The organism is Sphingomonas sp. BK036, assembly GCF_004216825.1.
In the GTDB taxonomy this organism is placed as follows: Bacteria; Pseudomonadota; Alphaproteobacteria; order Sphingomonadales; family Sphingomonadaceae; genus Sphingomonas.
Map to the genome: position 1 here is coordinate 105,261 of NZ_SGXR01000005.1, position 24,274 is coordinate 129,534.

General features: G+C 65.5%; 23 protein-coding genes and 1 pseudogene. 5 read left to right on the plus strand and 19 right to left on the minus strand.

All coding sequences use genetic code 11. From position 1 onward, the window contains the following. Positions 1 to 111 precede the first annotated feature (111 nt). The 13 genes from EV283_RS10780 to EV283_RS10840 all read right to left on the minus strand — a co-directional run bounded on the left by EV283_RS10780 (position 112) and on the right by EV283_RS10840 (position 12,572). Positions 112 to 396, minus strand: coding sequence for an HNH endonuclease (locus EV283_RS10780; RefSeq protein WP_130326045.1), 285 nt, complete (start codon positions 394 to 396; stop codon positions 112 to 114). Positions 397 to 498: 102 nt separating this feature from the next. Then, entirely contained in the window at positions 499 to 1,431 is a 933-nt protein-coding gene (locus EV283_RS10785; protein WP_242615918.1) for a glycosyltransferase family 2 protein, read from the minus strand. Continuing rightward, positions 1,428 to 2,360, minus strand: a complete 933-nt coding sequence (locus tag EV283_RS10790; protein WP_130325257.1) for a polysaccharide pyruvyl transferase family protein — start codon at positions 2,358 to 2,360, stop codon at positions 1,428 to 1,430. Before EV283_RS10790 ends, EV283_RS10785 begins: the two co-directional genes overlap by 4 nt. A gap of 11 nt (positions 2,361 to 2,371) precedes the next feature. Further along, positions 2,372 to 3,301 (minus strand): galactosyltransferase-related protein, encoded by a 930-nt coding sequence (locus EV283_RS10795; protein ID WP_130325259.1) that lies wholly within the window; start codon positions 3,299 to 3,301, stop codon positions 2,372 to 2,374. Positions 3,302 to 3,353: 52 nt separating this feature from the next. After that, positions 3,354 to 4,049 carry a PIG-L family deacetylase gene (locus EV283_RS10800; protein WP_130325261.1) on the minus strand — a complete coding sequence of 232 codons (696 nt, stop codon included), beginning with the start codon at positions 4,047 to 4,049 and terminating at the stop codon, positions 3,354 to 3,356. 7 nt (positions 4,050 to 4,056) lie between these two features. Further along, positions 4,057 to 5,265, minus strand: a complete 1,209-nt coding sequence (locus EV283_RS10805) for a glycosyltransferase family 4 protein (RefSeq protein ID WP_130325263.1) — start codon at positions 5,263 to 5,265, stop codon at positions 4,057 to 4,059. Next, positions 5,265 to 6,095 (minus strand): sugar phosphate isomerase/epimerase family protein, encoded by an 831-nt coding sequence (locus EV283_RS10810; RefSeq protein ID WP_130325265.1) that lies wholly within the window; start codon positions 6,093 to 6,095, stop codon positions 5,265 to 5,267. Before EV283_RS10810 ends, EV283_RS10805 begins: the two co-directional genes overlap by 1 nt. After that, on the minus strand, positions 6,092 to 7,612 hold the full coding sequence (locus EV283_RS10815; protein ID WP_130325267.1) for a YcaO-like family protein: 1,521 nt from the start codon (positions 7,610 to 7,612) through the stop codon (positions 6,092 to 6,094). The genes EV283_RS10810 and EV283_RS10815 overlap by 4 nt, the downstream gene beginning before the upstream one ends. Next, positions 7,609 to 8,424 (minus strand): hypothetical protein, encoded by an 816-nt coding sequence (locus EV283_RS10820; protein ID WP_130325269.1) that lies wholly within the window; start codon positions 8,422 to 8,424, stop codon positions 7,609 to 7,611. Before EV283_RS10820 ends, EV283_RS10815 begins: the two co-directional genes overlap by 4 nt. Next, a complete protein-coding gene (locus EV283_RS10825) occupies positions 8,415 to 9,410 on the minus strand; it encodes a Gfo/Idh/MocA family oxidoreductase (protein WP_207223103.1) in 996 nt (331 codons plus the stop codon). The genes EV283_RS10820 and EV283_RS10825 overlap by 10 nt, the downstream gene beginning before the upstream one ends. Before the next feature lie 2 nt (positions 9,411 to 9,412). Next, positions 9,413 to 10,507, minus strand: coding sequence for a class I SAM-dependent methyltransferase (locus tag EV283_RS10830; protein ID WP_130325273.1), 1,095 nt, complete (start codon positions 10,505 to 10,507; stop codon positions 9,413 to 9,415). Next, entirely contained in the window at positions 10,504 to 11,397 is an 894-nt protein-coding gene (locus tag EV283_RS10835) for a hypothetical protein (RefSeq protein ID WP_130325275.1), read from the minus strand. The genes EV283_RS10830 and EV283_RS10835 overlap by 4 nt, the downstream gene beginning before the upstream one ends. Continuing rightward, positions 11,394 to 12,572, minus strand: a complete 1,179-nt coding sequence (locus tag EV283_RS10840) for an inositol-3-phosphate synthase (protein ID WP_130325277.1) — start codon at positions 12,570 to 12,572, stop codon at positions 11,394 to 11,396. Before EV283_RS10840 ends, EV283_RS10835 begins: the two co-directional genes overlap by 4 nt. A gap of 286 nt (positions 12,573 to 12,858) precedes the next feature. Here EV283_RS10840 and EV283_RS19565 point away from each other — a divergent pair. From EV283_RS19565 to EV283_RS10860, 5 genes and pseudogenes are all read left to right on the plus strand, one after another. After that, positions 12,859 to 13,062 (plus strand): annotated as a pseudogene (locus EV283_RS19565) (tryptophan 7-halogenase); the annotation flags it as partial. Then, on the plus strand, positions 13,020 to 13,415 hold the full coding sequence (locus tag EV283_RS10845; RefSeq protein ID WP_278044222.1) for a tryptophan 7-halogenase: 396 nt from the start codon (positions 13,020 to 13,022) through the stop codon (positions 13,413 to 13,415). The pseudogene EV283_RS19565 and the gene EV283_RS10845, both read left to right, overlap by 43 nt. Positions 13,416 to 13,417: 2 nt before the next feature. Continuing rightward, positions 13,418 to 14,770 (plus strand): hypothetical protein, encoded by a 1,353-nt coding sequence (locus EV283_RS10850; protein WP_130325279.1) that lies wholly within the window; start codon positions 13,418 to 13,420, stop codon positions 14,768 to 14,770. Between the two features lie 458 nt (positions 14,771 to 15,228). Further along, positions 15,229 to 17,535 carry a hypothetical protein gene (locus tag EV283_RS19325; RefSeq protein ID WP_207223104.1) on the plus strand — a complete coding sequence of 769 codons (2,307 nt, stop codon included), beginning with the start codon at positions 15,229 to 15,231 and terminating at the stop codon, positions 17,533 to 17,535. Positions 17,536 to 17,540: 5 nt separating this feature from the next. Then, a complete protein-coding gene (locus EV283_RS10860) occupies positions 17,541 to 17,843 on the plus strand; it encodes a hypothetical protein (protein ID WP_130325281.1) in 303 nt (100 codons plus the stop codon). Between the two features lie 490 nt (positions 17,844 to 18,333). On the opposite strand, the gene EV283_RS10865 is transcribed toward EV283_RS10860, so the two are convergent. The 6 genes from EV283_RS10865 to EV283_RS10890 all read right to left on the minus strand — a co-directional run bounded on the left by EV283_RS10865 (position 18,334) and on the right by EV283_RS10890 (position 24,221). Continuing rightward, positions 18,334 to 19,566, minus strand: a complete 1,233-nt coding sequence (locus EV283_RS10865) for a DUF2252 family protein (protein ID WP_347400219.1) — start codon at positions 19,564 to 19,566, stop codon at positions 18,334 to 18,336. Positions 19,567 to 19,731: 165 nt separating this feature from the next. After that, positions 19,732 to 20,607 carry an SDR family oxidoreductase gene (locus EV283_RS10870; RefSeq protein WP_130325285.1) on the minus strand — a complete coding sequence of 292 codons (876 nt, stop codon included), beginning with the start codon at positions 20,605 to 20,607 and terminating at the stop codon, positions 19,732 to 19,734. A 179-nt stretch (positions 20,608 to 20,786) separates the two neighbouring features. Beyond that, entirely contained in the window at positions 20,787 to 21,569 is a 783-nt protein-coding gene (locus tag EV283_RS10875; protein ID WP_207223106.1) for a gamma-glutamyl-gamma-aminobutyrate hydrolase family protein, read from the minus strand. Further along, on the minus strand, positions 21,566 to 22,519 hold the full coding sequence (gene epsC / locus EV283_RS10880; protein ID WP_130325287.1) for a serine O-acetyltransferase EpsC: 954 nt from the start codon (positions 22,517 to 22,519) through the stop codon (positions 21,566 to 21,568). Before epsC ends, EV283_RS10875 begins: the two co-directional genes overlap by 4 nt. Continuing rightward, entirely contained in the window at positions 22,516 to 23,334 is an 819-nt protein-coding gene (locus tag EV283_RS10885) for a PhnD/SsuA/transferrin family substrate-binding protein (protein ID WP_130325289.1), read from the minus strand. The genes epsC and EV283_RS10885 overlap by 4 nt, the downstream gene beginning before the upstream one ends. Beyond that, complete coding sequence (locus tag EV283_RS10890) at positions 23,331 to 24,221, minus strand: fatty acid desaturase (RefSeq protein ID WP_130325291.1); 891 nt, start codon at positions 24,219 to 24,221, stop codon at positions 23,331 to 23,333. The genes EV283_RS10885 and EV283_RS10890 overlap by 4 nt, the downstream gene beginning before the upstream one ends. Between the last annotated feature and the right edge of the window lie 53 nt (positions 24,222 to 24,274).

Below are 24,274 nucleotides of genomic sequence, written 5' to 3' on the forward strand. Positions count from 1 at the left end.
AAAAGGTTGTAAGCCAGGGGGACGAACGGCGGCCATCGTAAAACCGGAAAGGCAGCTTTGGAGCGATCGTCTACGGGACGCTGACGTTTGCAGGTGGAGCGCGGCAGGCCGCTACCCCGCGCGGCGGGTCGGCGCGTGAAAATCCGCAGGCTTGTCTGCGATCCAGCGCAGGAAGCGACCGATATCCGGCCGTGCCTTCAAAACCGCGACGTCCGCGAATGTCGTGGCCAGCTCCTGGTTGGAGACGCTGGCATGGATGATGCGGTGACAGATCGGATGGACTGGCATGACCTCCGTACCACCGCGGCTCTTCGGTATCCGGTGATGCCATTCGACTTTTTTACCGAGGGGGCGCTCGCACAGTCCGCACCGCCCGATGTCCTCGGCGGCCGTCATCCGAGCCTCTGCCTCGACCAGACCCGCTATCCGTTTCACCCGTCCGCCCATCGACGGAATATGGTGGATTGCAATAGAATAACCAGCGGCATCAGAGCCTTGTCAGGCGCCCCACGACATAATTCGCCGCAGCTTCGATCGTATCGCGATCCACCAGAAATAAGTGAAGCCGCGGGACTTGTGGCGCAGGCGGAACCAGTAGAATCGCCTGATGCCGGCATGCGTGGTCACCGGCCGCGTCAGGTCGAAGCGTACTGCCAGAATGTCGTCCACGATGGCACGAAGCGCGCGCCGGTCGGAGAAGAGATATTTGGCGTACAGCGCACCGTCGCCAAAGCTGTAGCCCGCCAGCAACCGGGTCTCATCGTCAACATCGCGACGCCCGTGGTGATGGTCGACGACCATCCGCGGGTCATAGAGCACCGCAACGCCAAGGCCTGCCGCACGAAACAGAAAATCCGTATCTTCGGCCGCTATGAATGGCGCACCGGCGCCGAACCGTTCGTCGAAGCATCCCGTCAATCGTCGGACATCCGCGGTGAACGCCAGATTTGCCCCCATGACGAAACCACCCGGAAACCCTTGCGAGGGCGCGACCATCGGGTGATCTTCGAGCTTGATGGTGACGGGGAGATCGGCAGGGTTGCCCAGCAGGATCCGGCCGCCAATGATCGCCGGTCTGCTGACCCTTTCGAACGCGTCGCAGAGCGCTGAGAAATAGTTTTCATGTAGGACGCAATCGTCATCGGTCATGGCCACGATGCGTCCTGTGCAGCGCGCTAGCCCCGTATTGCGGGCCCGGGCCAGCCCTGGATGCGGCTCGTGGACGAGATGGACGGAGAAAGGCTGCATCGCCTGCCATTGCGCCAATCGCCGCGGGGTATCGTCGATCGAGCCATTGTCCACCAGGACGATTTCCACGGCGAGGTGGTCGGCATAGGCTGCCGCCCGCTCCACGGACTCGAGCGTCGACGCTAGCGAGCTTGCCCGATTTCGCGTGCAGACGAGGAGACTGACGTCGATCGCCTGCGTCACGTTGCGCCGATGCGCTGCTTGGCCAGGACCAGGGCCTGTTCGCTCGTCGTCGCCCTCGTCACGATCGCATCTGGCCCGGCCCAAGCGTCCAGATATGCTGCGATCTTGCCGTATTCGTTGTCGAGCACGACGTGGGGGATACCAAGCAGGTCCGCGATGATGTGGCCGTGCAGCCGATCCGTCACGACGACCCGGCCCTGCGAGAGCAGCCGCAGCCCCCGGTCGACGCGGGCGACGGCTTGCGCCTCACGCGCCGTCGCGCTGCTCCCGAGCGGCAGATCGGCATCATCCTCGAGCCAGTCGACGACGGTCGCTCCATCCTCCGACGGTACCGCATAGCCCTGCCGTTCGTCATCGGTGCGCATCAGCATCAGCACGTCGCCCTGCGGCGCGCCACGCAGTTGTTCGCCCAAAGCATAGGCCGAGTCCGGTGCGAGGTGCGACGAGCATGACAAATGCTGGCGCGCGAAGTCCAGGCTGCGGGCATCACGGACGTAGAGGACGAAGTCCGGATGGTCGGCGACGAGCCTGGCGAAGCGATCGACCTGCGCCGGCACGCGAAAATGGATCGACTGGGGGAGCTGTACGACGGTTCGGTCGCGCACCGTCGCGAGGATATCCTCGCGGAACAGCTGGTGATGCGGCCAGATGTCGCCAAGGTTTCCGCCGCCATGCAGGAACAGGACGCCGTCGGGGCAGGCATCGCGAAAGGCATCGAGGTCGAAATCGTGCCAGGTCGAGACGTAGCACGGATCGCGTCCCGTTATCTGCCGCAGCAAAGCGAGTTCGCCAAGCCAGATCGCGCTGTCGCCGACATTCGCATGGTCTGGAAAGTCTACCAGCGCGTAGCGTGACCCGATCGCGACATGCGTTCGATAGAATGCGGCGAGAATGGCGCGCTGCTCGCCCAGATGCTTGGGGGCCGTCATGCACACGATCCTCATTCGGCCGCCGCGGCTTTCTCGGTGGCCGCGAGCCGGTCTTCGAGCAAGCGGATGACGGTCGCGGTATTGGCATAGGGCTGGTGGCTCTGCTGCCCGGTCAGCGCAAGATCGGCGGCGTCAGGCCGGCGCAGGATGCGGATCGGCCGCCCCGGCGTCATGTCGATCAGGTCCATGAGGCGGAAGGCGTGCAGCCAGTGACCCATCGTCCGATAGCCCCATTTTGTCTCGAACAGCTCGGCGTTGCGCACGACGCTGTCGAGATGGTGGACCGGCGGCATGTGGTGGGGGTGGTATTGGTGATAGGCCAGCGCACCCTTGACCCAGGCGATCGGGATGCCCGCCTCGTCGATCGCCTTGCCGAAATCGGTATCCTCGCCGCCATAGCCGACATAGCGTTCGTCGAAACCGCCTAGCCCGAGGAATGTCGCGCGCCGCATCGCAAAGCTCAGCGACCAGAAGCAGCGATAGTCGGTGCAAATCTCGATACCCTGGGGCGGGGGGCCGCGGCGGTCGGAATGCTTGACCGCGATCTCGGCGAACCGGTCATACGACCAGTCGCCGGCGGTCGCACCGCCCGGCAGATACAGCACCTCGCCCATCAGCAACCCGTCGAACCCGGCGAGGAACCCGGCATAGTCCGCGACCAGAGTCGGCGTCGGGATGCAATCCATGTCGAGGAAGACGATGACCTCGCCGGTCGCGACGCGGGTGGCGGCGTTGCGCGCCGCCGCAAGGGGGAGCGCATCGGCGACGATCTGGATCTGGCGGATCGGGAACGGCGCGTCGGGGAGCACGTAGAGCTCATCCTGCATGACCGCGACGATCAGCTCGGTCGGCATTAGCGTCTGGCGCGTCAGGCCAAGCACGACATTGACGAGATGGTCGGGGCGCCCCTTGCCCAGGGTTACGACGGAAACTTCGGTCATGGCGATAGCTCTGCTTGGAATTGGGGGACGCGCGGCGACGGGCGACGGTCGATCAGTGCGCGTGAAGCGGGTAGAACCGTTCCTCGAAGATCCGTTCGGTCCGCGCGGACATCGCCTCTACGCCGCCGAACTGGAAGCCGAGTTGCGACCCGTATGCGGCGCAGGCGGCGATACGCCGCGCACGCGTTTGGGGCGTGAGCTGTTCGATCACCGCGGGCATGGCGGCAACGCGGTCTTCGCGGTCGGCATAAGGCCAGTCTTCCCATAACAACACGGTAAGATCGGCATAGGATCGCCGTATCGCGTCCAGAACGACATGATGGTCGACATGGTTGCCGAGGCACAACGGCCCCAGCACAATATCCGGCTTTTCCGCCGCAAAAAGCTCGACCAGTGCCGCCGCGAGATCGTCGACGATCCGGTCGTCGGGCAGGCGTGCCGCGAACAACATCTTTGCCGAGGTGTAACCGCGGTGGGGCGCCTCCAGGAACGGCAAATGGATCGCGCGCGAACCCAGTGCCCGGCACGCAGCAAGATCCTCGCCACGGCGCAGCGCCATATAGTCGATATCGGCGCCCAGCCCCTTGTCGAGCTGGCAGGCGAGCGCGAACCCGGTTGGCTGCGCAACGTTGCCGGTGAAGCACGTCGCGACGGTAACGTCCCAGCCCTGGTCGAATCGCGACGCCAGCAGCCCGCCTGCGGAGAAGGCCGCGTCGTCCAGATGCGGCGATATCGCGAGCAGCCTCATCGATCGCTCACAACAGATGTGGTTCGCTGCGGAAGCGGCAGGGGGTCATCGGCAGGGTCGGATCGAAGCCGGTTTGCGGATGGCCCCTCAGGTCGCGGTAGAGGCCGGCGATCTGCTGCCCGACCGCGTCCCAGCTATAGACCCGGCGGCATTCTTCCAGCGCCGCGGTCGCCAGACGCGTGCGCAGGCTGGTATCGGTGATGATGCGAGTCAGCGACGCCGCGAGCGCAGGCACATCGCCGGGATCGGTCAGCAGGCCGTTCTCGACGTCGCGGACGCAGTCGACGACGCCGACGGCGTGGCACGAGACGACCGCGAGCCCGCACGCCATCGCTTCGACGATGGTGTTCGAGAACCCCTCGGCATAGGTCGGCGAAACGAATACGTCATGCGCGCGGTAGAGTTCGGGGACCGCGTCATAGTCGGCATAGCCGCTGAACGTCACGCGTTCGGTGAGCGCCAGCTCTGTCGCAAGCGCCTGGGCGGGGTCGACGTCGGGACCGATGCCGGAGATGGTCGCGTGCCAGGCCCCGCCTACGTCCGGTAGCGCGCGGAGGAAGTCGAGCACACCTTTGCGACGATCGACGCGGCCGTGATAGAGCAGGCGGACCGGACCTTCGGGCGCGGTCGTCGATGCCGGCGTGAAATGGTCGGTGTCGACCGCCCCCGGCACGATCGTGAACCTGTCGAGCGCGGTGCCGAGCCGGTCGTGGACTTCGCCTGCGAAACTGGCGCCACCGATCAGCAGCGCGCCGGCATGGTCGAGCACGCGCACCATCGCGAGCCGGTGCGTCTCGCAGCACGAGCCGACCCAATGCCCGTCGCCGCCCTGGATCGACACGACGCAGGGTAGACCGAGACGCTGGGCGGCAATCATCGTCGCCCAGCCGGTCGGATAGCCATATTGCGCGTGGAGCAGGTCGAACGGATGGAGCGAATGCTCGCGCGTAATCGCCTCGACCATCGCATCGATATCGCGTTCGAAGTCGCCGCCGTCCTGTTCGCCGAGCGCCTCGAGGCCGACGACGCGCACGCCCGGCACCAGGGGCGGGGGGCCGCCGCCATAGACGCGGGCGCGTGCGGGATCGCCGTAATATTGGCTGATCATCGTCACGTCGTGGCCCGCGGCGAGGAGCTGCCGCAACAGGTTGATCGCGTAGATCGACATCCCCGATATCGCCGGGAAAAACCGGCGCGAGACGAAGCAGATCCGCATCAGGACAGCGCCGCGCGCAGATAGGCGATCGACTCCGGAATGGCCTGATGCGCGCGCGGACTCTCGCGCGACAACTCGACGCAAACCAGCTTGTCGAAGCCGATCGACTCCAGCGCGGCAAGGATGGCGGGAATGTCCATGTCGCCTTGCCCAAACGGCAGATGCGTATGATCGCCGCGACGCATGTCCTCGACCGCGACGGTACCGAGGCAGTCGGCATAGGCGCGCACCGCGGCGTCGGGGGCGATGTCCTGCGTGACGAGGCAATGGCCGGTGTCGAGCGCGAGACGCAGGTTCGGATGGCGGCGCGCGAGCCGCGCATAGTCTTCCACCGTCTCGATCAGCATGCCGGGTTCTGGCTCGAGGCTGACCGGAATGCCGGTCCGTGCCGCATGCTCGACGACCTTGCCGAGCCCCGAGTCGAGCCAGTCGAGCGCATCGTGCCGGGCGACACCGGGTTTCGGCACACCCGCCCAGAACGACACGGTCTCGGCATTCAGGATCGCGGCGACCTCGAGCGCGCGGGCGAGGAACGCGACCCGCCGCTCACGCCCTGCGGGGTCCGCCGTGACGAGCGTCGGTTCATGCTTGTCGCGCGGGTCGAGCAGATAGCGTGCGCCGGTCTCGATCACCGATCCCAGCCCCAGCGACCGGAGCAGCGCGCCGACGCGCTCCGCCTCGCGCGACCAATCGTCGGCAAAGGGATCGAGGTGGTGATGGTCCAGCGTCAGCGCGACGCCGTCATAGCCCGCGTCCGCGATCAGGTGCAGCGCGTCGTCCAACCGGTGGTTGGCCGCCCCGTTGGTGTTGTAGGCGTATCGCAGCGTCATCGTGTCGCCTCCGTCTCGAGGCTCTGTTCGGACCAGGCGACGTGATGCGCCTCGGGTTCGCGGTAGAGCGGATAGAGCGGGCCGACGATCTCATCCGCCAGCGCGGTATCGAAGAAGGGCTGGCCGCCCAGCCGTGCGATTGCTTCGTCCGTCAGGCGGACGGGCCGGCGCGTCGCGGTCGCCTCGCCGCCGAAGCTGATGAGCGGGCTGTCGAGCGCGACCAGCTTGGCGACGTTGCGTTCGCCGATCCGGTAATAGCTCATCGTCTCGACTTCCATGCCCGGCACGATCACCTTGACGACCGCGACGCTGGAATCCGCGGGGGACATGTCGACGTAGAGAATGTCGAACCCGGCCGTCTCGACCGCCTCCCGCGCCAATTGGCCGCGCGCGCGGGCATAGGGGACGTCGGCACGGGGCAGCTCGGCAAAGGCATGGCGGCTGCGCTCGGCGAGCATCGTCCCGGCAAGCCAGTCGCGCAGGGTCGCGGCGTCGACGTCGGTCCAGCGCTGCATTTCCGTGAATGCGCGGCTGTCGCTCGATTTCGCCGCGCCGCCGGCCTGCGCCATGAACCGGTCGATATAGCCGCGCGGCGCGATTGTCTCGGCAAGCGCCATCGGGCCGTGCGCGAACGCCTTGCGCGCGCGGCTGGCGGCGTATTCGGCGATCGCCTTGGCCAGCGCCTGCACCGCGTCGGGATGCGCCGCCTCGCCGCACGCCGTCGCCATGATCGGCACCGCGGGCTCGCGCGCATCGACACCGACGCAATAGACGTTGGCGAGCCCGAACTCGTCGGTCGCGAATTTGGGGATCACGCGGACGTCGGCGGCCGCGAACCGGTTTATCAGGTCGCCGATCTCGGCGGGCAGGCATTCGGGCAGGTCGATCGCGACGCCGCGGTCGAGCGCGCGGAACAGCAACCCGTTGCCGTCGCGCTGAAGAATCTCGCACAGACCGTGGCCGATCGCCCAGTCGAGGTCCGGCCCCGCGCCCATCCCGTTGGAAATGATCGTTGTGAACGGCACGTAGCCAGGGGCCAGTTCCTTCGCGGAATAAGCGGCGAGGTCGATCGGCACGAGGACGCTCGAGCCGTCCGCCCACCGCCTGGCCTCGACCCAGTCGAGCGACGTCTCGCGGCCGACCGGGGACCCAGCGGGCAGGCACAGCGTCAGCGGATCGGCGATCCCGCGTTCGCCGCGTTCGCGAACGAGGTCGGCATAGCTGCCATGCGTCTTGCCGCGCGCGGACAAGGTCAGCGTCGGCCAGACCATCTCGGCGATCTCGCCCAACGCGCCGAGGATCGCGGCCTCGTCGGTCGCACCATAGCCGACGCCGTAGGGCATGATGCCGTCGAGGTCGGTGGTTTCGGGGAACAATGCGACCACCCAGACCGGGATGCCGACACGGTCGATGCCGTCGATCGGAAACGCGACGATGTCGCCTGCGGGAAACGCGTCGAGATACAGATGGCAGGCCGCGTTCAACTGTTCGGGCAGGCCGGTGATCGTGCGGGTCATAGCGGGATCCTCTTCACGCCCGGCGCACGGGCCAGCGCCTCGTCGAGCACGGCGACGGCGACATCGCGGCCGACTTCGGGGGCATATTCGAACGGAGTCAGGACGGCATCGAACGCCAGCGGCGCGATCACCGCGCGGTAATGGCGGATCTCTCCGTGCGTCAGCGGGATGTCTTTGTGGAACGCCTTGTGGCTCGAGATTGCGTGGCTGACCCCCGCTTCATCCTGGTCGATCTTGAACATGTCGCCGCAGAACAGGCGCTTGCCGACCGCGTCATGAAGTGCCGCCTGACCTTCGTAATGGCCGCCGACGTGATGCAGCGTATAGCCCGGCGCGATCTCCAGGACGTCGTCATAGGGCGTCGTGACCCGGAACGCCTTGGTCATGCCGAGGTCGTCCTTGTGGATCGCCAGCATCTCCGGGTTGCAGTCGCGCTGGAGTTGGAACAGCGCTCCATAGCCATGCGCGTGACTGGCGGCGAGATAGCGGATGCCGCCAAGCCGCGCGATCTGGTCGAGCATTGCGGGCGAATAATAGGGGGCGGCCTCGAAGGCGATATTGCCGCCCTCACGCACGATCAGCCAGCCGGTACCGCCGAGCCCGAGATGCGGCGTGGTCGTGAACGCCCAGAGATCGTCGGCAACCTGACGCCAGCTGCCGTCATGGCTTGCCGCAACGTCCTGCTCCGGAAGGAAGCGCCAGCCGTCCTCGGGCAGGTCGTTGCGCGTGTCGTTGCAGACCGGGCAATCGGCGGGCGCGAAGTGTCGCTGCCAGAAGCCGCAATGGGCGCAGGCATACCAGTTCAAAGGCACGATCGCGCCTCGCTATAGGCGGCGTCGAATAGGCGCATCAGCGACAGGTCCCGGTCAATGGAGAAATCATGCGCGTCGCCGCGGACGGCGGCGGCGAACGCGGCGGCCTGCGCGGCAAAGGGCGACAGCGCGGCGTCGAAGGGCAGGGCGGTCTCGTCCCCGGTGCGCGCGCAACGCCGGATCACGGTGCCGCCCTCGGTCTGGCCCATCGTGTCGGTCGCGACCAGCAAGCCGTCCTCGCCGAGGATCTCGAGCCGACGGCGCGGCAGCACCTCAGGGCAGTTATAGGCGACATGGCTCTGGACCAGGATGCCGCCTGCGGTGCGCCCCGACAGGATGCCGCCATCGTCGACCGGATAGTCGTGAATACGCCGTTGCAGGTCGATGTGCAGGCGCGCGAGCGGTTCGTCGACGAGCATTGCCGCCAGATCGAGGCCGTGCAGCGCAAGGTCGATGACCGCGCCGCCGCCGGCTGCGGCCGGATCGGCGCGCCAGTTGCATCCGCCATCGCCAGCGGTCGGCGACCAGCTTGGATCCACCCAACACGCGTAGACGATGCGCACCGCGATCGGTCGGCCGATCACCCCGTCGCGGATCGCCTGCGCCATCGCGCGGTGCGCGGGGTGATGGCGCTGGTCGAACGCGGTGCCGTAGAGATGTCCCGCGACGGCTGATCCGATGGCCTCGGCATCGTCCAGCGTCGCGGCGATCGGCTTCTCGCAGAGCACCGGAACGCCCGCTGCGACCGCCGCGCGGACCGGGTCGGCATGGAGGTTGTTGGGCGTGGCGACGTAGATGCAGTCGAGCTCGGCATCGGCCAGCATCACCTCGGCGGTATCGTAGGCGAGGATACCGCCCGACATCGCGCTGGCCTGCGCCATCGGCGAGGGGTCGGCGATGGCGACCACGGTTCCGCCCGATGCCGCGATCCCCGGCGCCATATAGTCGCGCGCGACCCAGCCGAAGCCGACGATGCCCCAGCGCATGCTCACCACCGTGCCGGCAGGTCGAGGACGCGTCGGTTCCGCGCTGCATCGCCGGTATCCGACAGCCATGTGGCCGCTGCGCCATATTCCGCGCGGTAGCGATCGGAGGGCCAACGCGGCGTGTCGGCATCGAGCAACGGGTTGGGTACCAGAACCGCATCGCTGACCGGCATCGCCAGCCCACCGGTCAGCGACCGGGGCGCACCGCCGTCCGGTTCGACGATCGACCAGGCCTCGATTGCGGGATCGTCGGACCACCGGGTCGGGGCGGGTACATCCCCCGCCAGCAACGCGCGCCGCAACTCGCGCTCGTCATAGACGCTGGCATCGGGGAACAAGGCTGCCCAATCGGCGCCGGCACGTGCGGGTCCCAGCGCTCCGCCCGCGACGGCGGCGTTGTGGATATGGCTGACGGCGAGCACGCCGCCGGGCGCGACGGCCTCGCGCAACAGGTCGGCGATACGGGGCTGATCGGGCAGGAAATAAAAGGCGTCGTGACACGCGACCAGGTCGAAGCGCTGCGCCGCGACCGGCCACTGCGCCGCGGCGTCGAACACGACATAGTCCGCGGCGGGCGCCACCCAATGCTTGGCGAGCCAGCATTTCGAGAACACGACGTCCGCGCCGACGCACGCGACGCCGCGCGCCGACAGTTCGCGGAGATAATGCCCGATCCCGCAGGCGAGCTCGAACGCGGTGTCGGGTTGCCGCCAGTGCGCCTCGACCAGCGCGAGGCCGGCGAGATAGGTCGGGTCGCTCCAGCGATGCGCGAAATAATCGGCCACCGGTCCCATCCGGAGCAACGCCATTGCCGCGCGCAGCGACAGCGTGTCGCGCTCGCGCACCAGCTGCTTCAGCTCGCCGAGATCGGTCGCGGGGCCGGTCCACCACGCATCCTGGTCGGTCAGCAACGCGACGAGCGCATCGTCGGGGCAGCCCGCATCGAGATGGTCGAGCGCCACCGCCACCAGACCTTCGCTGTCGGTCCGCAGATACGGGATGCCGTCGACCACCGGCCAGCGCTCGCCGGGGGCGGCGAACGAATGCGGCGTATCCGCGATCAGCGGCCGTCCGGAAAGCGGCGAGCGATAGGTCACAACAGACCGACGTCGCTCAGCACGCGGTCGTGGAACGTCTTGACCGGTCCGGCATGGACGAGCTCATAGGTGTGAAGGACGCTGTCCATCGTTGCCGACGCGGCGCGGAGATGCTGTTCGATCTCCAGCACCCGATCGAGCACATCGGCGGCATGGAACGCGCGGGCCGCCGGGGTGGCATCGCCGGCGATCGGCGCGATCGCCGCGCGGACCTGTGCCGCGACCGCCGGGTCGAGCATCGCCATCGCCTGTTCGCGCGCGGCATCGATCACGCGGTCGAGCAGGTCGCCGAGCAGCACCTCGCCGGTAAACCCCGCATCGGGCATCGCGGCATTGTGGAAGTGATGCGCCATCGACGCGAGAAACACCTCCGCCGGATCCGCGCCATAGCCGGGCGCCGCGAGCACGCCGTACACCGCGACGATCAGGCAATGCTCGGCATGGTTTTCGGCGGGCTGGAGCAGCAGGCGCGGTCGCCCCGGACAGGTGACGCCCGCGCGCGGCTGGGTCGCGAGCTGCGGCACGAACCGCGGCACCGGCCCGGCCGCCGGCGCCCCGTCCGGCAGCGCATTACGCAGCTCGGCGGCGAGCGCCGGGTCGAGCAGCACCGCCACCTCGTCGAACGCACGTTCGAGCACGACGCGCGCTTCCGCGTCCGACAGCCCAAGCTCGGCCAGCGTCGCACGGTCGAGATCGCCCAGCCGCGCCGCGGCGAGCGCGGCAGCGACGGTGCGCCGCATGACGGCCGCCGGTACCTCGCCCGCCGCCAGCGCCGCCCAGCCGCGCGCGAACAACCGCTCCGCAATCGACCCGTCGCGCTCCGCCGAGCGGATCCGCTTCAGGTCGCCGAGTTCGCGCAACAGCGGCAGATACGCTGCGTCAAACGTCACCGGCGGTCGAGCCAGGTGTCGAGGATAAGCTGCTGCTCGCCGAACGCGTGGATCGGCTCGCCGCCATCGGCGGTCTGCGGCATCTTGAAGAAGATCCCCATCTGGTCCTGCACGCCGCCGTCGCCGCGCGTCTGCGCGAGTGCTAGGCAGCGCGCGATCTCGATCGCAAGCGGCGCGGCGAGCACCGAATCCTTGCACAGGAAGTTCAGCTTCAGCTGCATCTTTTGGCCCAGGAAGCCGGTCAGGTCGATATTGTCCCACGCTTCCTTATTGTCGCCGCGCGGCTTGTAATAATGGATCATGATGATGTGATCCTCGACCGGATAGCCGAGAATCTGGTCGAGCACCGACTTCTTGGTGTCGACCTTCGACGCGAGGCTCTTGGGATCGTCGAGCGCGAGGCCGTCCGAATTGCCCAGGATGTTGGTCGAGAACCAGCCGTCGACATGCAGCGCGCGATCACGCAACGCTGGCGCGATCACGGTCTTCAGCAACGTCTGCCCGGTCTTGCCGTCCTTGCCGGCGATCGGCACGCCGCGCTGGCTGGCCAGCTCGGCAAGGGGGGCGACGTCGGCGGCGACCGACGGCGTGAAATTGGCATAGGGCGTGTCGCTGGCGATCGCGGCATAGGCGTAGAGCATCGCCGGGCTGATCGCCGCGTCGTCGCTGTCGAGACCGCGCTCGAACCCCTCGACGCTGGTCAGCGCGTCCGCAGCCAGATCGGCCTTGCGCTCGGTCGAGGCGAGATTGATCATCACCACCCGGTCGAGATTCTGCTCGCTCTTGAAGCGTGCGAGATCGTCCTGGATGTGCTTGACCGCGGCACGGTGCCCGGGCGCGGCGATCTTGTTGGCGCCGTCGATGTTCGCGCAGAAATCGGTCGATCCGACGGCGGGCCAGGGCCGCATGTCCGACAGGCTTGCAGCCCCATTGGCAAGATCGCTCTCGGTGAGCACGCCGTGCTTGAGCGCAGCGGTCGCGAGGTCGTCATGGCTGAGGTCCCAGCCGCCGAAATGCAGGTCGCGGTATGCCGCCATGCCCTCGACGTCGCGGCTGGCGAGCGGCAAGCCCGACAGGTCGTTCGACCCCGCGCGTATCATCGCGATCCCCGCCGCCGCGGTAGTGGCCACCGCGCCATTCAGTCCGATCACTGCGATCCCGACCCGTTCGCCCATAACTACGTCCTCTCAAAACAGAGGGCGGGGCTAGCCAACCGATTAACAAAGTCCACCGATCTATGTGAAAATGCCGGTTAAACTGCTCTGGGAATTACATATGTTTCCGATTTTCGGGTATGGCGTCAGCATTCGGACATGCAAGCCATCTCGTCATGGCGCGAAAAATCGTATCGGTCGTCGGATCGCCCGCTTCTCGTGCATAGCGTCAGGTTAGCGGAGCCGGCCCACCAAATTGGAGGCGCATCATGCGATCGCCTGCCCGCCCTCATATACTTGGCGATGTGTGGACTTGGGTACGTCGCTAAGGGCACTAAAGCAGCCGTTCCAATCCTGTCGCGACGCGCTGTTCTGCACCCGCGCAATCACCGCGCAACGCCCCTATGCGCGGCCGGACGAGCCGATTGCTTCGTACACCAGCTCGACCGCGAAGGACTCTGGCTGGATCTGGGATATCGGGCTCGATCGCCGGCGTGGTATCGGTCACATCTATTCGTCGGATCACAGCGACGACGAAGCGGCCGAGCGCGTGTTGCGCGGGTATCTGGCCGCGGGGGCGACAAGGCCGACGTTCGTCATTTCAAGTTCGATGCGGGCTATTGCGAGGTCAACTGGTACAAGCACTGCGTCGCGATTGGGCTGTCCCGCGGGTTCTTCGAGCCGCTCGAGGCGACCGCGATCGCGGGGCTCGGCAAGCCGACGTCGCGGACCACGCACGGCGGAGTCTCGTTCGTCGCGATCGACCCGACAAGCGGCCGAGCTGGCGAGGGCTTGCAGCGGATCTGGGCTGGCATGGCCGATCCCGGCGCCACCGCGCTCTACCGTTCGGACGATGTTGGGTAGACATGGCACGTTGCGGAAGGTCCGACGTTGTTCGCCGGCAAGGGCGTGCGACCGGTGCGGAAGGCGCGTTTCTCGGGGTCGCGGTCTCGCGGGGTCAGACCGGCACCGTCGCGGTCAGCACGGTTGATCGCTACCGCCACGGCGACTCGGTGTGGATCAGCCACGACGATGGCCGCAGCTGGGATGATCTTGGTGCGCGCAGCCGGCGCGACGTTTCGGCGAGTCCGTTCCTGCTGCATGAAGGCAAGGGCGCCGATTTCGGCCATTGGATCTCGGGGCTCGCGATCGATCCGTTCGATCCCGCGCGGATCGCCTATACGACCGGGGCGACGCTCTACGCCACCCGCGACGCGACCCGCACCGGCGCGATCGACTGGTCGCCCTGGGTCCGCGGGATCGAGCAGACCGCGATTATCACTTTGGTCTCGCCGACCGGCGGCGCGCCGCTGATTTCGGGCTTCGGCGACCTTGCCGGCTTCGTCCACGACGATCTCGACCGCTCGCCGCAACCGAGTTTCGTCAATCCCTATATGTCGAATACCAACACGCTCGATTATGCCGGGTTGGCGCCGAACGTGATCGTGCGCAGCGGCAGCCTGTATCTCGACCGACCGCGCGATGGCTCGCTGGGGCGATCGGACGATGGCGGCCGGACCTGGACGATGCTGAAAGTGCCGCCGATGGGCGCCCCGGCGCGCCGCGAGGATCTGAACGGCGATTGGCCGATCACCGTCTCCGCGGACGGCACGACGATCATAGTGGCGACGCCGGTTCCACACGTTTCGCGCGACGGCGGCCTTCACTGGTCGGTGATACGCGGTTTGCGGGGAAAGACCCGCGCCGTGGCTGACAAGCGTGATCCGCTTACCTTTTACGCCGTCGACGTTGGCCAGGGTACATTACTCGTATCTCGAGACGCCGGAATAAGCTTCGCACCGGTAGCTGGCCGCGGCTTGCCTGCGGATCTTGCGCCGGCCGGCAGGCAGGGCCGCGAAGCGCAGAGTTCACTTCTGGCTGATCCTGATCGTGCGGGAGCCTTGTGGCTGCAGGCCGGCACGCGGCTGTTTTACAGTTCCGACGGAGGGGGTACCTTCGCATCGGCCACGGATCGGCTCCAAGTTGAACTCTTCGGTCTCGGCCGAAACGGCGTGTTTGCTGTCGGCACGTTCGGCGGCATTAGGGGCGTGTGGCGCTCAATGGACACGGGGCGATCTTGGGTGCGTATCGACGACGACGCGCATCGCTGGGGCGGGCGCTACCGCGTCGTCTCAGGCGATCCCCGGCGCGAAGGTCGTGTCTATCTTGGCACGGACGGACGTGGCGTGTTCTATGGCGATCCCGCGAAGCGGCGGTGATTTGGTTGTTTCGTCTTCCAATGTGAGATCAGCGTAACAATTGGCCTCGCCATGTTGGCTAGCGATAGAATATATAAGAGATAAGGGCATATATCCGATGTTCGTATTGCGCGGATCGAGGCGCGCAAGATTGTCATATTGCGCGCTACCGGTCAGGAATGTGTTCCACCATCTTGGATATAGTATCTAAGCTGCGATATTCGGTAGTGATGATGACGCTTTTCTATGCTGCAAATGCGAATGAAATTGATAATCGTCGATTATGGTTTATATTGTGACGTTTATCATTCAAAATGGACCAGCAAACTAGCCTATATTTTCATAATGCAATGGTACGTAATCAGGCATAGCTCATTGAGAGTCGTATCTAGAATGTTTGTAACAGACTTTGCCGTTATCGCGTATTGTGGCTTATTCCATCGGAGTGCGAGCGTTCACCTAAATCTTAGGAGATCATCATGGCCGGCGACATTGGAATTCGTGAAAAGATCATCATCCTGCCGCGCGAAAATGCTGTCGGCATACTCGCATCCGAACTGACACGGTCGCTATCGCGGAGCGGCGGGCGGATAATGCATCAATATGGCGACCGGGTGTTGCTCGCTGAGGTGCAGCCAGGCGGCGAGGCGAGCTTGGCGTTCGAAGGGCTCGAGATGCCACTCTCGTTGGGTTCCGACGAACTGCCGGAGGACTTGACCGAAACCGAACGGCTCGGGATCGAAGCGTTCGCGTTGCGGCAATCGCCCGAATATAGCGATGCCAAGGCGCAACGTCCGCGACAGGGAGAAAGCTGGGACGGCTCGGATGGTGGCAAGCCGCTCATGTGCGGCGATGTCGGCCTGCCTCCCGGTGAGCAGGGTTTAGCCGCCGGTGCGCCGGCGCTCAGCACGCGACTGACAGGCCGGGTCGCGGTCGGCATCGTGATCGTCAACGGGCCGACCGCGGCGCTGCAGTTCACCGCTGCCGAGCGGACCAAAGTGGTCGCAGAGGTGCAGAACGGCCTTGGCTGGTTGGGCGCGCAGAACGATGCGGGTGCAGTCTCGTTCCTCTATGAAGTTCAGAACGTCGCGATCTCTGAAACGCCGCTCACCGGATCCCCGACCGCGGATCAGATGGAGAGCCGGTTTCGCGATCCCGCAATGGCAAAGATCGGCTATGCCGCCGGCCTCGGCAACGTCACGCAGTATGCAAATGATCTGCGGACCAAGCTGAAGACAGATTGGGCGTATATCGTCTTCTTTACCAAATACCCGGTCGGCCACTTCGCCTATGCATCGATCGGCGGGCCGCGGATCATCATGGACTATGCCAATGACGGATGGGGTCCCGATAACATCGACCGCGTTTTCACGCACGAAACTGGCCACATCTTCGGTGCACCCGACGAATATGCGTCGAGCGGATGCACATGCGGCGGATCATGGGGCTATTTCGGCAAACCCAACAGCAATTGCGAGAATTGCGCGCCGGGCGGCGGCGTCAAATGCCTGATGAAGGGCAATGATTGGGAGATGTGTTCGGTCACGCCCTATCATCTCGGCTTCCCGCTCGCCGAACAACGCTATTCGGGCGTATTCCGCGGCGGAAGCGGCAAGCACGCTTTGTGGATCAATGGGAGCTACGACAGCTTCGTTGTCAAGTGGCAGGAATGGGCGGGGCAGGGGCTTCGGCTAGCGGACCTTGATATCGTGCAGGTCGGCAATGAGCGCCGCTATAACGGCGTCTGGACCGCTGGCACCGAAGCCTATGGGTTATGGCTCAATGCCGACTGGAACGCGTTTGTCGCCAAATGGCAGGAATGGTCGAAGCAGAACCTGCGGCTGGTCTCGATGGACGTCGTCCGTTCCGGGACGCAAAATCTGTATTCGGGTGTCTTCCGTGGCGGTACCGACGCCTATGGCCTCTGGGGCAATGCGACCTGGGAGAGCTTCGTCGCCAAATGGCAGGAATGGTCGAAGCAAAACCTGCGCCTGGTCGATCTGGTGATCACCAATTTCGGCAATGAGCGCCGCTATTCCGGCGTGTTTCGTGGCGGCACGGACGGCTATGGTCTCTGGGTCAACGCCGATTGGCCCGGGTTCCAGGCCAAATGGCAGGAATGGTCGAAGGCCAATCTTCGCTTGGTGGATCTGGAGATCAACACGGTCGGCGGCAAACGGCTCTATTCGGGCGTGTTTCGCGGCGGCTCGGACGGCTACGGTCTATGGGTCAATGCGAACTGGCCGAACTTCAAGGCAAAGTGGGACGAATGGAGCGCACAGGGGTTGCGCCTGATCGATCTCGAGGTGACCGATCCGGCGAACACCGGCAACGCGCCAGTGCCGACAATATCGGCGGCGGCGGCGCTTGGCGTCGAGGCTGACGAAAACGGTGGCGACGGCTATGGCGGGATCTTCAATGTCGGTGGCAATGACGGCTTAACCGCCGCCGATCTCGATACCGGCGCGATGGTACCCGGTAGCGCGGCGACCCCGGCACCGTCGTCCGGTAGCGGAGGCGAGAGCGGGTTTGGCGGCATGTTCGGTGGAACACCCCCGTCCTCGACTGCCGCCTCGGCATGGCCATCGTCCGAGAGCGGAATCTCGTCATCGCCTGCTAGCAGCGGCGACGGGTTCGGCGGGATCGGGGGAGGTTCTGTCGCGGGTTCCACGACGGATACTGGTGGCGGGCAGGACGGTTTCGGCGGCCTGGGAGGTGAAGGCGGCGAGCCCGGCGCGCGCGCCACGGCAGACCTCGACGTTGGTGGCTATGGCGGGTTAGAGTAAGCGCCATGGACGCGCTCGTCATCCTGTTGAACGGCAAGACGCTGCCGTTGATCGAATCGCTGGCACCTGTGCGCCAGCAATATGGCGAGCGCGTCCTCATCGTTTCAGCCGAATATGCCGATACGCTTCGAACAATCGCCGACGTGGTGGTGACCCTACCGGGCAACGCCCTGGCAGAACCGCCGCCCAATCCGAGCGATATCGAGCGACTGGGCGTGGACGCGTGGAACGCGCGCACGTCGTCCGAGAATAAGCCGCGGACGGGTGATGGACTTGCTTGGGACGCGTCGGGGTTCGACGCCCCCTGACGCCAGGTCAAACTCGCTACATATTCTAGAATCACCGGGCCGTATCAGCGATCCTAAGCATTTGGGATGGGTGGGTGCGGCTCAGCGTGTTGCTCTCGATGCGTGTGCCGCCACAGCGTGACGAGGCCGACTATGATGCCAACTCCCAAGCCGGCTGCCCTGTGTTTCCTGCGGCAATTGGTCGTCTGTGCTGTATACTGTTCGGGCGCTGTTTAAATGGCGACACCGAAACGATCTGCTTACCCCCCCCCCGCGAGCGTCATTGGCATCTAACGTCGCAAGACATTCGACGCATTCCTAAATCGCTGATCGGCGCGCAATCGCTAGAGACGTGCAGGCTGCGAGAGTGCGCTTCAGCCAACGGTCCACGCAGATCGCGTTGGCAGACGTGTGACTCGCGTGCACCGACAAGTGACGCTCGAGGGTTCCTACGCGCACCGTATCCCTATAAATCGAGCGCGCCGTTCTCGTCGAGAAATGCCCAGTCGGATCACGCCTTCATCGCGTATTGGCGGCAGTGATCCAGATACCCCGCCTCGTGGCTGCCCGCCAGCGACACGACGCTCTCCCATAACCAGTTCGGTGCATCGATCGCACCCCGGCGATCGGCGTCGAGAACGCGAGCCCAGTCGTGACGCGTATCGGCATCCATCTGGCGCGCATGGGCCTTGCCGACGACGAAGGCGAGATAGCGCGCGGCCTTCACGGCCTGTCCGGCGCTGAACTGTTCGACCTCGAGCTTCAGGTCCTGCGGTGACAGTTCGCGGACGAACAGCGACCGATCAAGTGCCCGTGCGGCGACCATGCGGCTGCCAAGATGCGGCGAGAGAGCGCGTGCCGCCTCGACCACCCGAACGGCTTGGTCCTTCGGCATCTTCGCACCCTTGGCCGCAGGGGCGATCGGTGTCGTCGCCTCCTTCAAGTCGATCAGCGCATAGTCCGATCTTCCTTTGGCATTCTTCAGTCCGACCAACGCGGCAAAGCGAAGCAGCCCGAGCGAACTGCACCCCTTCATCCAATAGGCCGCATCTGCCAGGCGGACCGTTCGATCGCGGTCCTTTTCGTCAAGCGAAAGAACCAGGGCTGCGATCTCGGCCTCGGTGACCAGTGCCGCCAATGCATCGCGTTCGAAGCGTTCCAGCGGCCAGAATTTGTCGCCAAGCGGGATCATCGGTTCGCGGGTCGCAAAGCGTTCCTTGGCAAGGTGCCGCCACCGCCGTCCAATTGCGCGGCGCTTCACGCTGCGGACTGCGTCCGGCTCCGGCCCGGTATCGCCATTGGCGGGATCGGCCATCGCGCTTGCGTAGCCGGTGACCATCTCTTCGATCATGTGCGCGGTCGTCACGCCGGGCAGGTCGGATCCTCGCGCGGCGGTTGCGAGCGACAGGCCGAGACGGATCAGGTCGTGCGCCGGGTTGCCGATCACGGCCTGGTCAAGATCGCGAATCTGGATCGCAATCCGTCCGCCCCCATCGTTGATCGGGCCCAGATTGCCGAGATGGCAGTCGCCGCAGATCCAGATCGCCGGTCCTTGCGGAACGCGGCGCGAGGCGGGCGACGCTTCGAGCCATTCGTAGAACTTGGCCGTATTGCCCCGGACATAGGCGTGCGTCGAGCGTGCCATCTTGAGTTGTCGCTTGGCGGCAAGGATGGCGGGCCTCTCGGCAAGCGTAGGTTTCGTCATGTCCGTCCTTTGTGCCGCGGTGGAGCGGCCGCCCCGCAGGATGAGCCTGTTTGCAGGGCGCGTAAGCTGAACGTCCGTTCATCATGCTGGTTCAGCGCGCGTGCTGGCGATGGGCGGTATTTGTGACTGATCTGCGTTGGTACGATACCGACCGGGTACGCGCAGGCGCTGTCGGGGGTGTATGTCCCGACAGCGCTTGCTTGATCAGTTGATCGGCACACCGCCGGTCACGGCGATCACCGCGCCGGTCATGTAGCTGCCTTCGCGTGATGCCAGCAGAACATAGGCGGGCGCGAGTTCCGCAGGCTGTCCGGCGCGGCCGACCGGCGTATCCTGGCCGAGCGTCTCAAGCTCTTCCGTCGATTTCGCTATCGGCTGGATCGGCGTCCAGATCGGGCCGGGGGCAACGGCGTTGACGCGGATGCCCTTATCGATGAGCAAGTTGGACAGCCCGACCGTCAGGCTGGAGATCGCGCCCTTAGTTGCTGCGTAGACGATCATGCTCTTCGCCGCGACCTTGGCCTGCTCGCTGGTGGTGTTCACGATCGCGGACCCGGGCTTCATGTGCGGCGCCGCTGCCTTGGCGAGACGGAGCATCGCGAACACGTTGGCGGCAAACGCATCCTGCATCTCGTCGTCGTCGATGCTGTCCAGATCTTCGTTCATGGTCTGCGCCGCGGCGTTGTTGACCAGTATGTCGAGGCCGCCAAGCTCGGCCACGGTGCGCTCGACCAGCGCGAGGCAGTGATCCCGGTCGCGAATGTCGCCAGGCAACAGCACGCAGCGTTGCCCCGCTTTCTCCACCCAGACCCGCGTATCCTCCGCATCCGCCTGCTCGACCGCAAGGTAGCAGATCGCGACGTCCGCGCCCTCCCGCGCGTACGCGATCGCGACGGCCTTGCCGATGCCCGAGTCCCCGCCGGTGATCAGCGCGACCTTGCCCTTGAGCAGGCCCTTGCCGACATAGCTTTCCTCTCCGTGATCCGGCTTGGTCTTCATCTGTGCGACGAGGCCGGGGGACGGTTGCTGCGGCTCGCCGGGAAAGCTTGTCGGTTGGCTGGTACGTGGGTCGCTGGTCATCGGATCTATCCTGCAGTGCTGGTCGCTGACCGAACGGTTCGAGGACGTTTAAGTGCCGCTGGCCCGCGATCGACATGTGGCTCGACGAAGGATTTAGACAAAGCGATACTTCCGCACGCGGTACGCGCGCTCCGAACGGATTGCCGCCCTACTTCTGTCGGGTGCGATACCGTCTGGCCTTACGATCGGGTCGAACCTCGCAGCGACCGGCCGATGAGCGAGAAGAAGGCGCGGCTGGCGTCGCTGACCGCGACATCCCACTCGGGATGCCATTGGACGGCGATAACGTCACCGCCGCAAGGCCGCGCAGAGAATGCCTCGATCAGGCCGTCGTCGGTCGCAACTGCCTCGACGCGGAGACCCGCGCCAAGTCGGTCGATGCCTTGGCGATGCACCGATGTTACCGTGACGTTCGACCGTGCCATCGCCGTTTCGAGCAGCCCGCCGGTCTGCAAGGCGACGTCGTGGACGTGATCGAACAACGATTCATACGCGGTCGCATCGTGGGTCTCGCGGTGGTGGCCCGCTTCGGTATCGGCCAGCGTTCCACCGAACAGAACGTTGAGCTCCTGCAGTCCGCGACAGATGCCGAAGACGGGTCGGCCCGCCTCGATCATCCGCGCGGCGAGATCGAACGCCACGGTGTCGCGGTCGAGATCGAGCGTATCGTCCGCCGCATCGACACCGCCATAGCGATCGCCGGCCACATTCGATCGTGATCCTGTGAGCAGCAGTCCGTCCAAGCGCATAGCGAGCGATCGGGCGTCCAGCGCGTCCGCGACCGCTGGTACCAACAAGATGGTCGCATCTGCAAACTGTACCAACGGATCGATGAAACGGGTAGCTACCGCCTGGATCGGACGATCGGCGACCTCGTTGCAGCACACCACACCGACCACCGGTCGCGGGGGGCCGGTCTCGCGGTGGCCAGCATCGCGACGGCAGGGAAAGACGCGCGTCATGTCGAACGCCCGCGCAACGTTTCGTGCAACTGGATGGCGGCGTCTCCCTTGAGGATCACCGCGGTCGGCTGCGCCACGACGCTGCCGGGCGGTACGTTCTCCAGCAGCCAGACATTGCCGCCGATCGTCGCGCCGTGACCGATCGTCACCCGCCCGAGGATGGTGGCACCGGCATAGATCACGACATCGTCCTCGACGATCGGATGACGCGCCAGTCGCTCGCGCACCGACATGTCCGTCACGCCGAGCGGGCTGCGCGCGCCGAGCGTTACATGCTGGTAGATCTGGACGCGGTCGCCGATGATCGCGGTCTCGCCGATTACCACGCCGGTGCCGTGGTCGATGAAGACGCTTCGTCCGATCGTTGCGCCGGGATGGATGTCGATGCCGGTGCGGGTGTTGGCGAGTTCCGACACGATCCGCGCGACGATCGGCGCGCCCAGATTGTACAGCGCATGCGCGATGCGGTGGTGGAGCATCGCGACGATGCCGGGGTAGCAGATCAGGACCTCGTCGGCGCTGCGTGCCGCCGGATCGCCGAGAAAGGCGGCGCGGACATCGGCGTCGACCAGGTCGCGGATCGGCCCCAGTTCGCTGACGAATAGACGGATGATCATTGCCGACTGGTTGGGATCGAACGCCTGCGCCGACTCCTCCTGCCAATAGGCGAGCTCGCTTTCCACCTGTTGCTGCAAGATCGTCAGTGCGCGGCGCAACGCCGCGCCGACAAAGGCGTCTTCGCCGCTATTATCCCCTGCATAGCCACCGAGCCGTCCGGGAAACAGCGCAATGACGAGATCGCCGATCGCCGCCTCGACCGCGATGCGCGACGGAAAGTGCGCGACGCTGTGGCGTCCGCCATCCTCCCGTCGCCATGCGGCGCGTGCGGCGCGCAGGTCGGCAATGGTGTCGTCGAGATCCAGCACGGGCTCAGATGGTTGGGCAGTCATCGCAGCTCCGGATAGCCGTAGCGGATCGCCGTCTGTTCCAGCGCTTGGATCGGCGCCAGCACGTCGGCGTCCGCGGTGACGATACCCGCTAGCCCAAGCAACGCGCGATCCTCCGCGAGGTACGGATCGGTGATGATCTGCCGCAAGGCGAGGCGGAGCGTGGCGACCGTCTCGGTGCTCATGGCCGCCGAGGTTACGAACGGGAGCGTCGGAGAGACGGGGCTGCGCGCGACGATCTTGAGCGGAGCAGTCAGATCGGGTTCGTGCCGCATCAGCGTCGCATAGGTGACGGCGTCGATCGCGGCGAGATCCGCATCCCCCGCGGCGATCGCAGCAACGCTGGTGCGGTGCGATCCGGTCTGCACGACGCGGGCGAAGAAGACGCTCGTCTCGGCGATCGGTGCCAGCGTCGCGCGGAACAGGTTCATGCCCGTGTTCGACCGCGGATCGTTGATCGCGGCCCGGCTGTCGCGATAGTCACCTAGCGATCCGCGGCCATCATTCGCACGCGCCACGAGCACGCTGGCGTGCGTCGCGTCGCCACGCCGCGATCCCTGCATGTCGTAGATCGGCAAGGCGATCACTTGCAGATCAAGCGTAGCGTCGGCGATCAGCGGATAGCCGCACGCCTGCCCGAAAAGCAGGTTCGGATCCCGCCATATATCATGGACATGGCGTACCCGGTCCAGAGCATCGGGCACGCCTGGGATCCCGCGGGCGCGCAGGATCCGCGCGATCGCGGACCAGATACGATCGTTGGCGGGCTGCTGCGCCGGATAATCGTACATCCCGAGCGATGCGACCAGGCGGGTCATGCGGACTGCGCCCGGGCATTGGGATGGACGATGTCGTCATGCGATCGAAACGCGAAACGCCGGATGATCTCTCCATAACCGCGATAGACGGGCGCGCCTTGCACCACGAACCGGTCACGGTGACGACGGTGATAGGCGGGCAGGCGATACCAGGCGAGCCGCGGACGTTCATGGTGTGCGGCATGAAGATTGTTGTTGAGGTACAGCACCGCGAACAGTCCGCCGCGCTCGACGATCGCCGCGCGTCCGGGGCTCGTCAGGTCGGCGCGATGCTCGGCATAGGATCGCAGCATCGTCAACGCGGTGCCCGGATAGACGAAGGCGAGCGCATAGGTGGCAAGGCTCAGCCCGACATGGTCAAGCCACCACAGCAGTGCCGCGACGCCGATCAGATGCGGCACCCAGTCCCGTGCGACGGCAGCGGGGTCGCGCACGGCACGGCGCGTCTCGGCGACAAGGAATCGTCCGATCGACAATGCGGGGCCGAAGATCATCTGGCCGATCACGCTCGACTGCAGCGAAGCGCCGAGTGCGCCGGTTCGGGATAGGCGGTAGCGGGATTCGGGATCGTGCCGGGGATCGGTGATGACCTTGGCGCCGTGATGCGCAAGATGGCTGCGACGATATAGCCGATAGGGCAACCAAAGCGACAAGGGAGCAAAGCCGATCGCGCCATCGACCCAGGTGATGCCTGTCGGATGGCCGTGAATCGTCTCGTGCTGCAGCGATCCCTGCCACGCGACCAACCATCCGCCCAGGACGATCAGCAGGGGACGCGGAACCTGCGCATGAAGCGCGGTAAGCGCGATCCAGCCGGCGTAGATCAGGATCGCGAGCATGAGCGTTGGCCACTCGATGTCGGGCATCCTCGTCCCGAAATTGCGCATATCCAGCTCCTTTGCTTCCCTTAACATCCCCGTGATCGATGGGAATAGACAGC

Excerpts from the sequence above, each read along its gene's own strand:
- EV283_RS10780 (WP_130326045.1), bottom strand. The coding sequence starts at position 396 with ATGACGGCCGCCGAGGACATCGGGCGGTGCGGACTGTGCGAGCGCCCC.
- EV283_RS10790 (WP_130325257.1), bottom strand. The coding sequence starts at position 2,360 with ATGACGGCCCCCAAGCATCTGGGCGAGCAGCGCGCCATTCTCGCCGCA.
- EV283_RS10795 (WP_130325259.1), bottom strand. The coding sequence starts at position 3,301 with ATGACCGAAGTTTCCGTCGTAACCCTGGGCAAGGGGCGCCCCGACCAT.
- EV283_RS10800 (WP_130325261.1), bottom strand. The coding sequence starts at position 4,049 with ATGAGGCTGCTCGCGATATCGCCGCATCTGGACGACGCGGCCTTCTCC.
- EV283_RS10805 (WP_130325263.1), bottom strand. The coding sequence starts at position 5,265 with ATGCGGATCTGCTTCGTCTCGCGCCGGTTTTTCCCGGCGATATCGGGG.
- EV283_RS10810 (WP_130325265.1), bottom strand. The coding sequence starts at position 6,095 with ATGACGCTGCGATACGCCTACAACACCAACGGGGCGGCCAACCACCGG.
- EV283_RS10815 (WP_130325267.1), bottom strand. The coding sequence starts at position 7,612 with ATGACCCGCACGATCACCGGCCTGCCCGAACAGTTGAACGCGGCCTGC.
- EV283_RS10825 (WP_207223103.1), bottom strand. The coding sequence starts at position 9,410 with ATGCGCTGGGGCATCGTCGGCTTCGGCTGGGTCGCGCGCGACTATATG.
- EV283_RS10840 (WP_130325277.1), bottom strand. The coding sequence starts at position 12,572 with ATGGGCGAACGGGTCGGGATCGCAGTGATCGGACTGAATGGCGCGGTG.
- EV283_RS10850 (WP_130325279.1), top strand. The coding sequence starts at position 13,418 with ATGGCACGTTGCGGAAGGTCCGACGTTGTTCGCCGGCAAGGGCGTGCG.
- EV283_RS19325 (WP_207223104.1), top strand. The coding sequence starts at position 15,229 with ATGGCCGGCGACATTGGAATTCGTGAAAAGATCATCATCCTGCCGCGC.
- EV283_RS10860 (WP_130325281.1), top strand. The coding sequence starts at position 17,541 with ATGGACGCGCTCGTCATCCTGTTGAACGGCAAGACGCTGCCGTTGATC.
- EV283_RS10870 (WP_130325285.1), bottom strand. The coding sequence starts at position 20,607 with ATGACCAGCGACCCACGTACCAGCCAACCGACAAGCTTTCCCGGCGAG.
- EV283_RS10875 (WP_207223106.1), bottom strand. The coding sequence starts at position 21,569 with ATGACGCGCGTCTTTCCCTGCCGTCGCGATGCTGGCCACCGCGAGACC.
- epsC (WP_130325287.1), bottom strand. The coding sequence starts at position 22,519 with ATGACTGCCCAACCATCTGAGCCCGTGCTGGATCTCGACGACACCATT.
- EV283_RS10885 (WP_130325289.1), bottom strand. The coding sequence starts at position 23,334 with ATGACCCGCCTGGTCGCATCGCTCGGGATGTACGATTATCCGGCGCAG.
- EV283_RS10890 (WP_130325291.1), bottom strand. The coding sequence starts at position 24,221 with ATGCGCAATTTCGGGACGAGGATGCCCGACATCGAGTGGCCAACGCTC.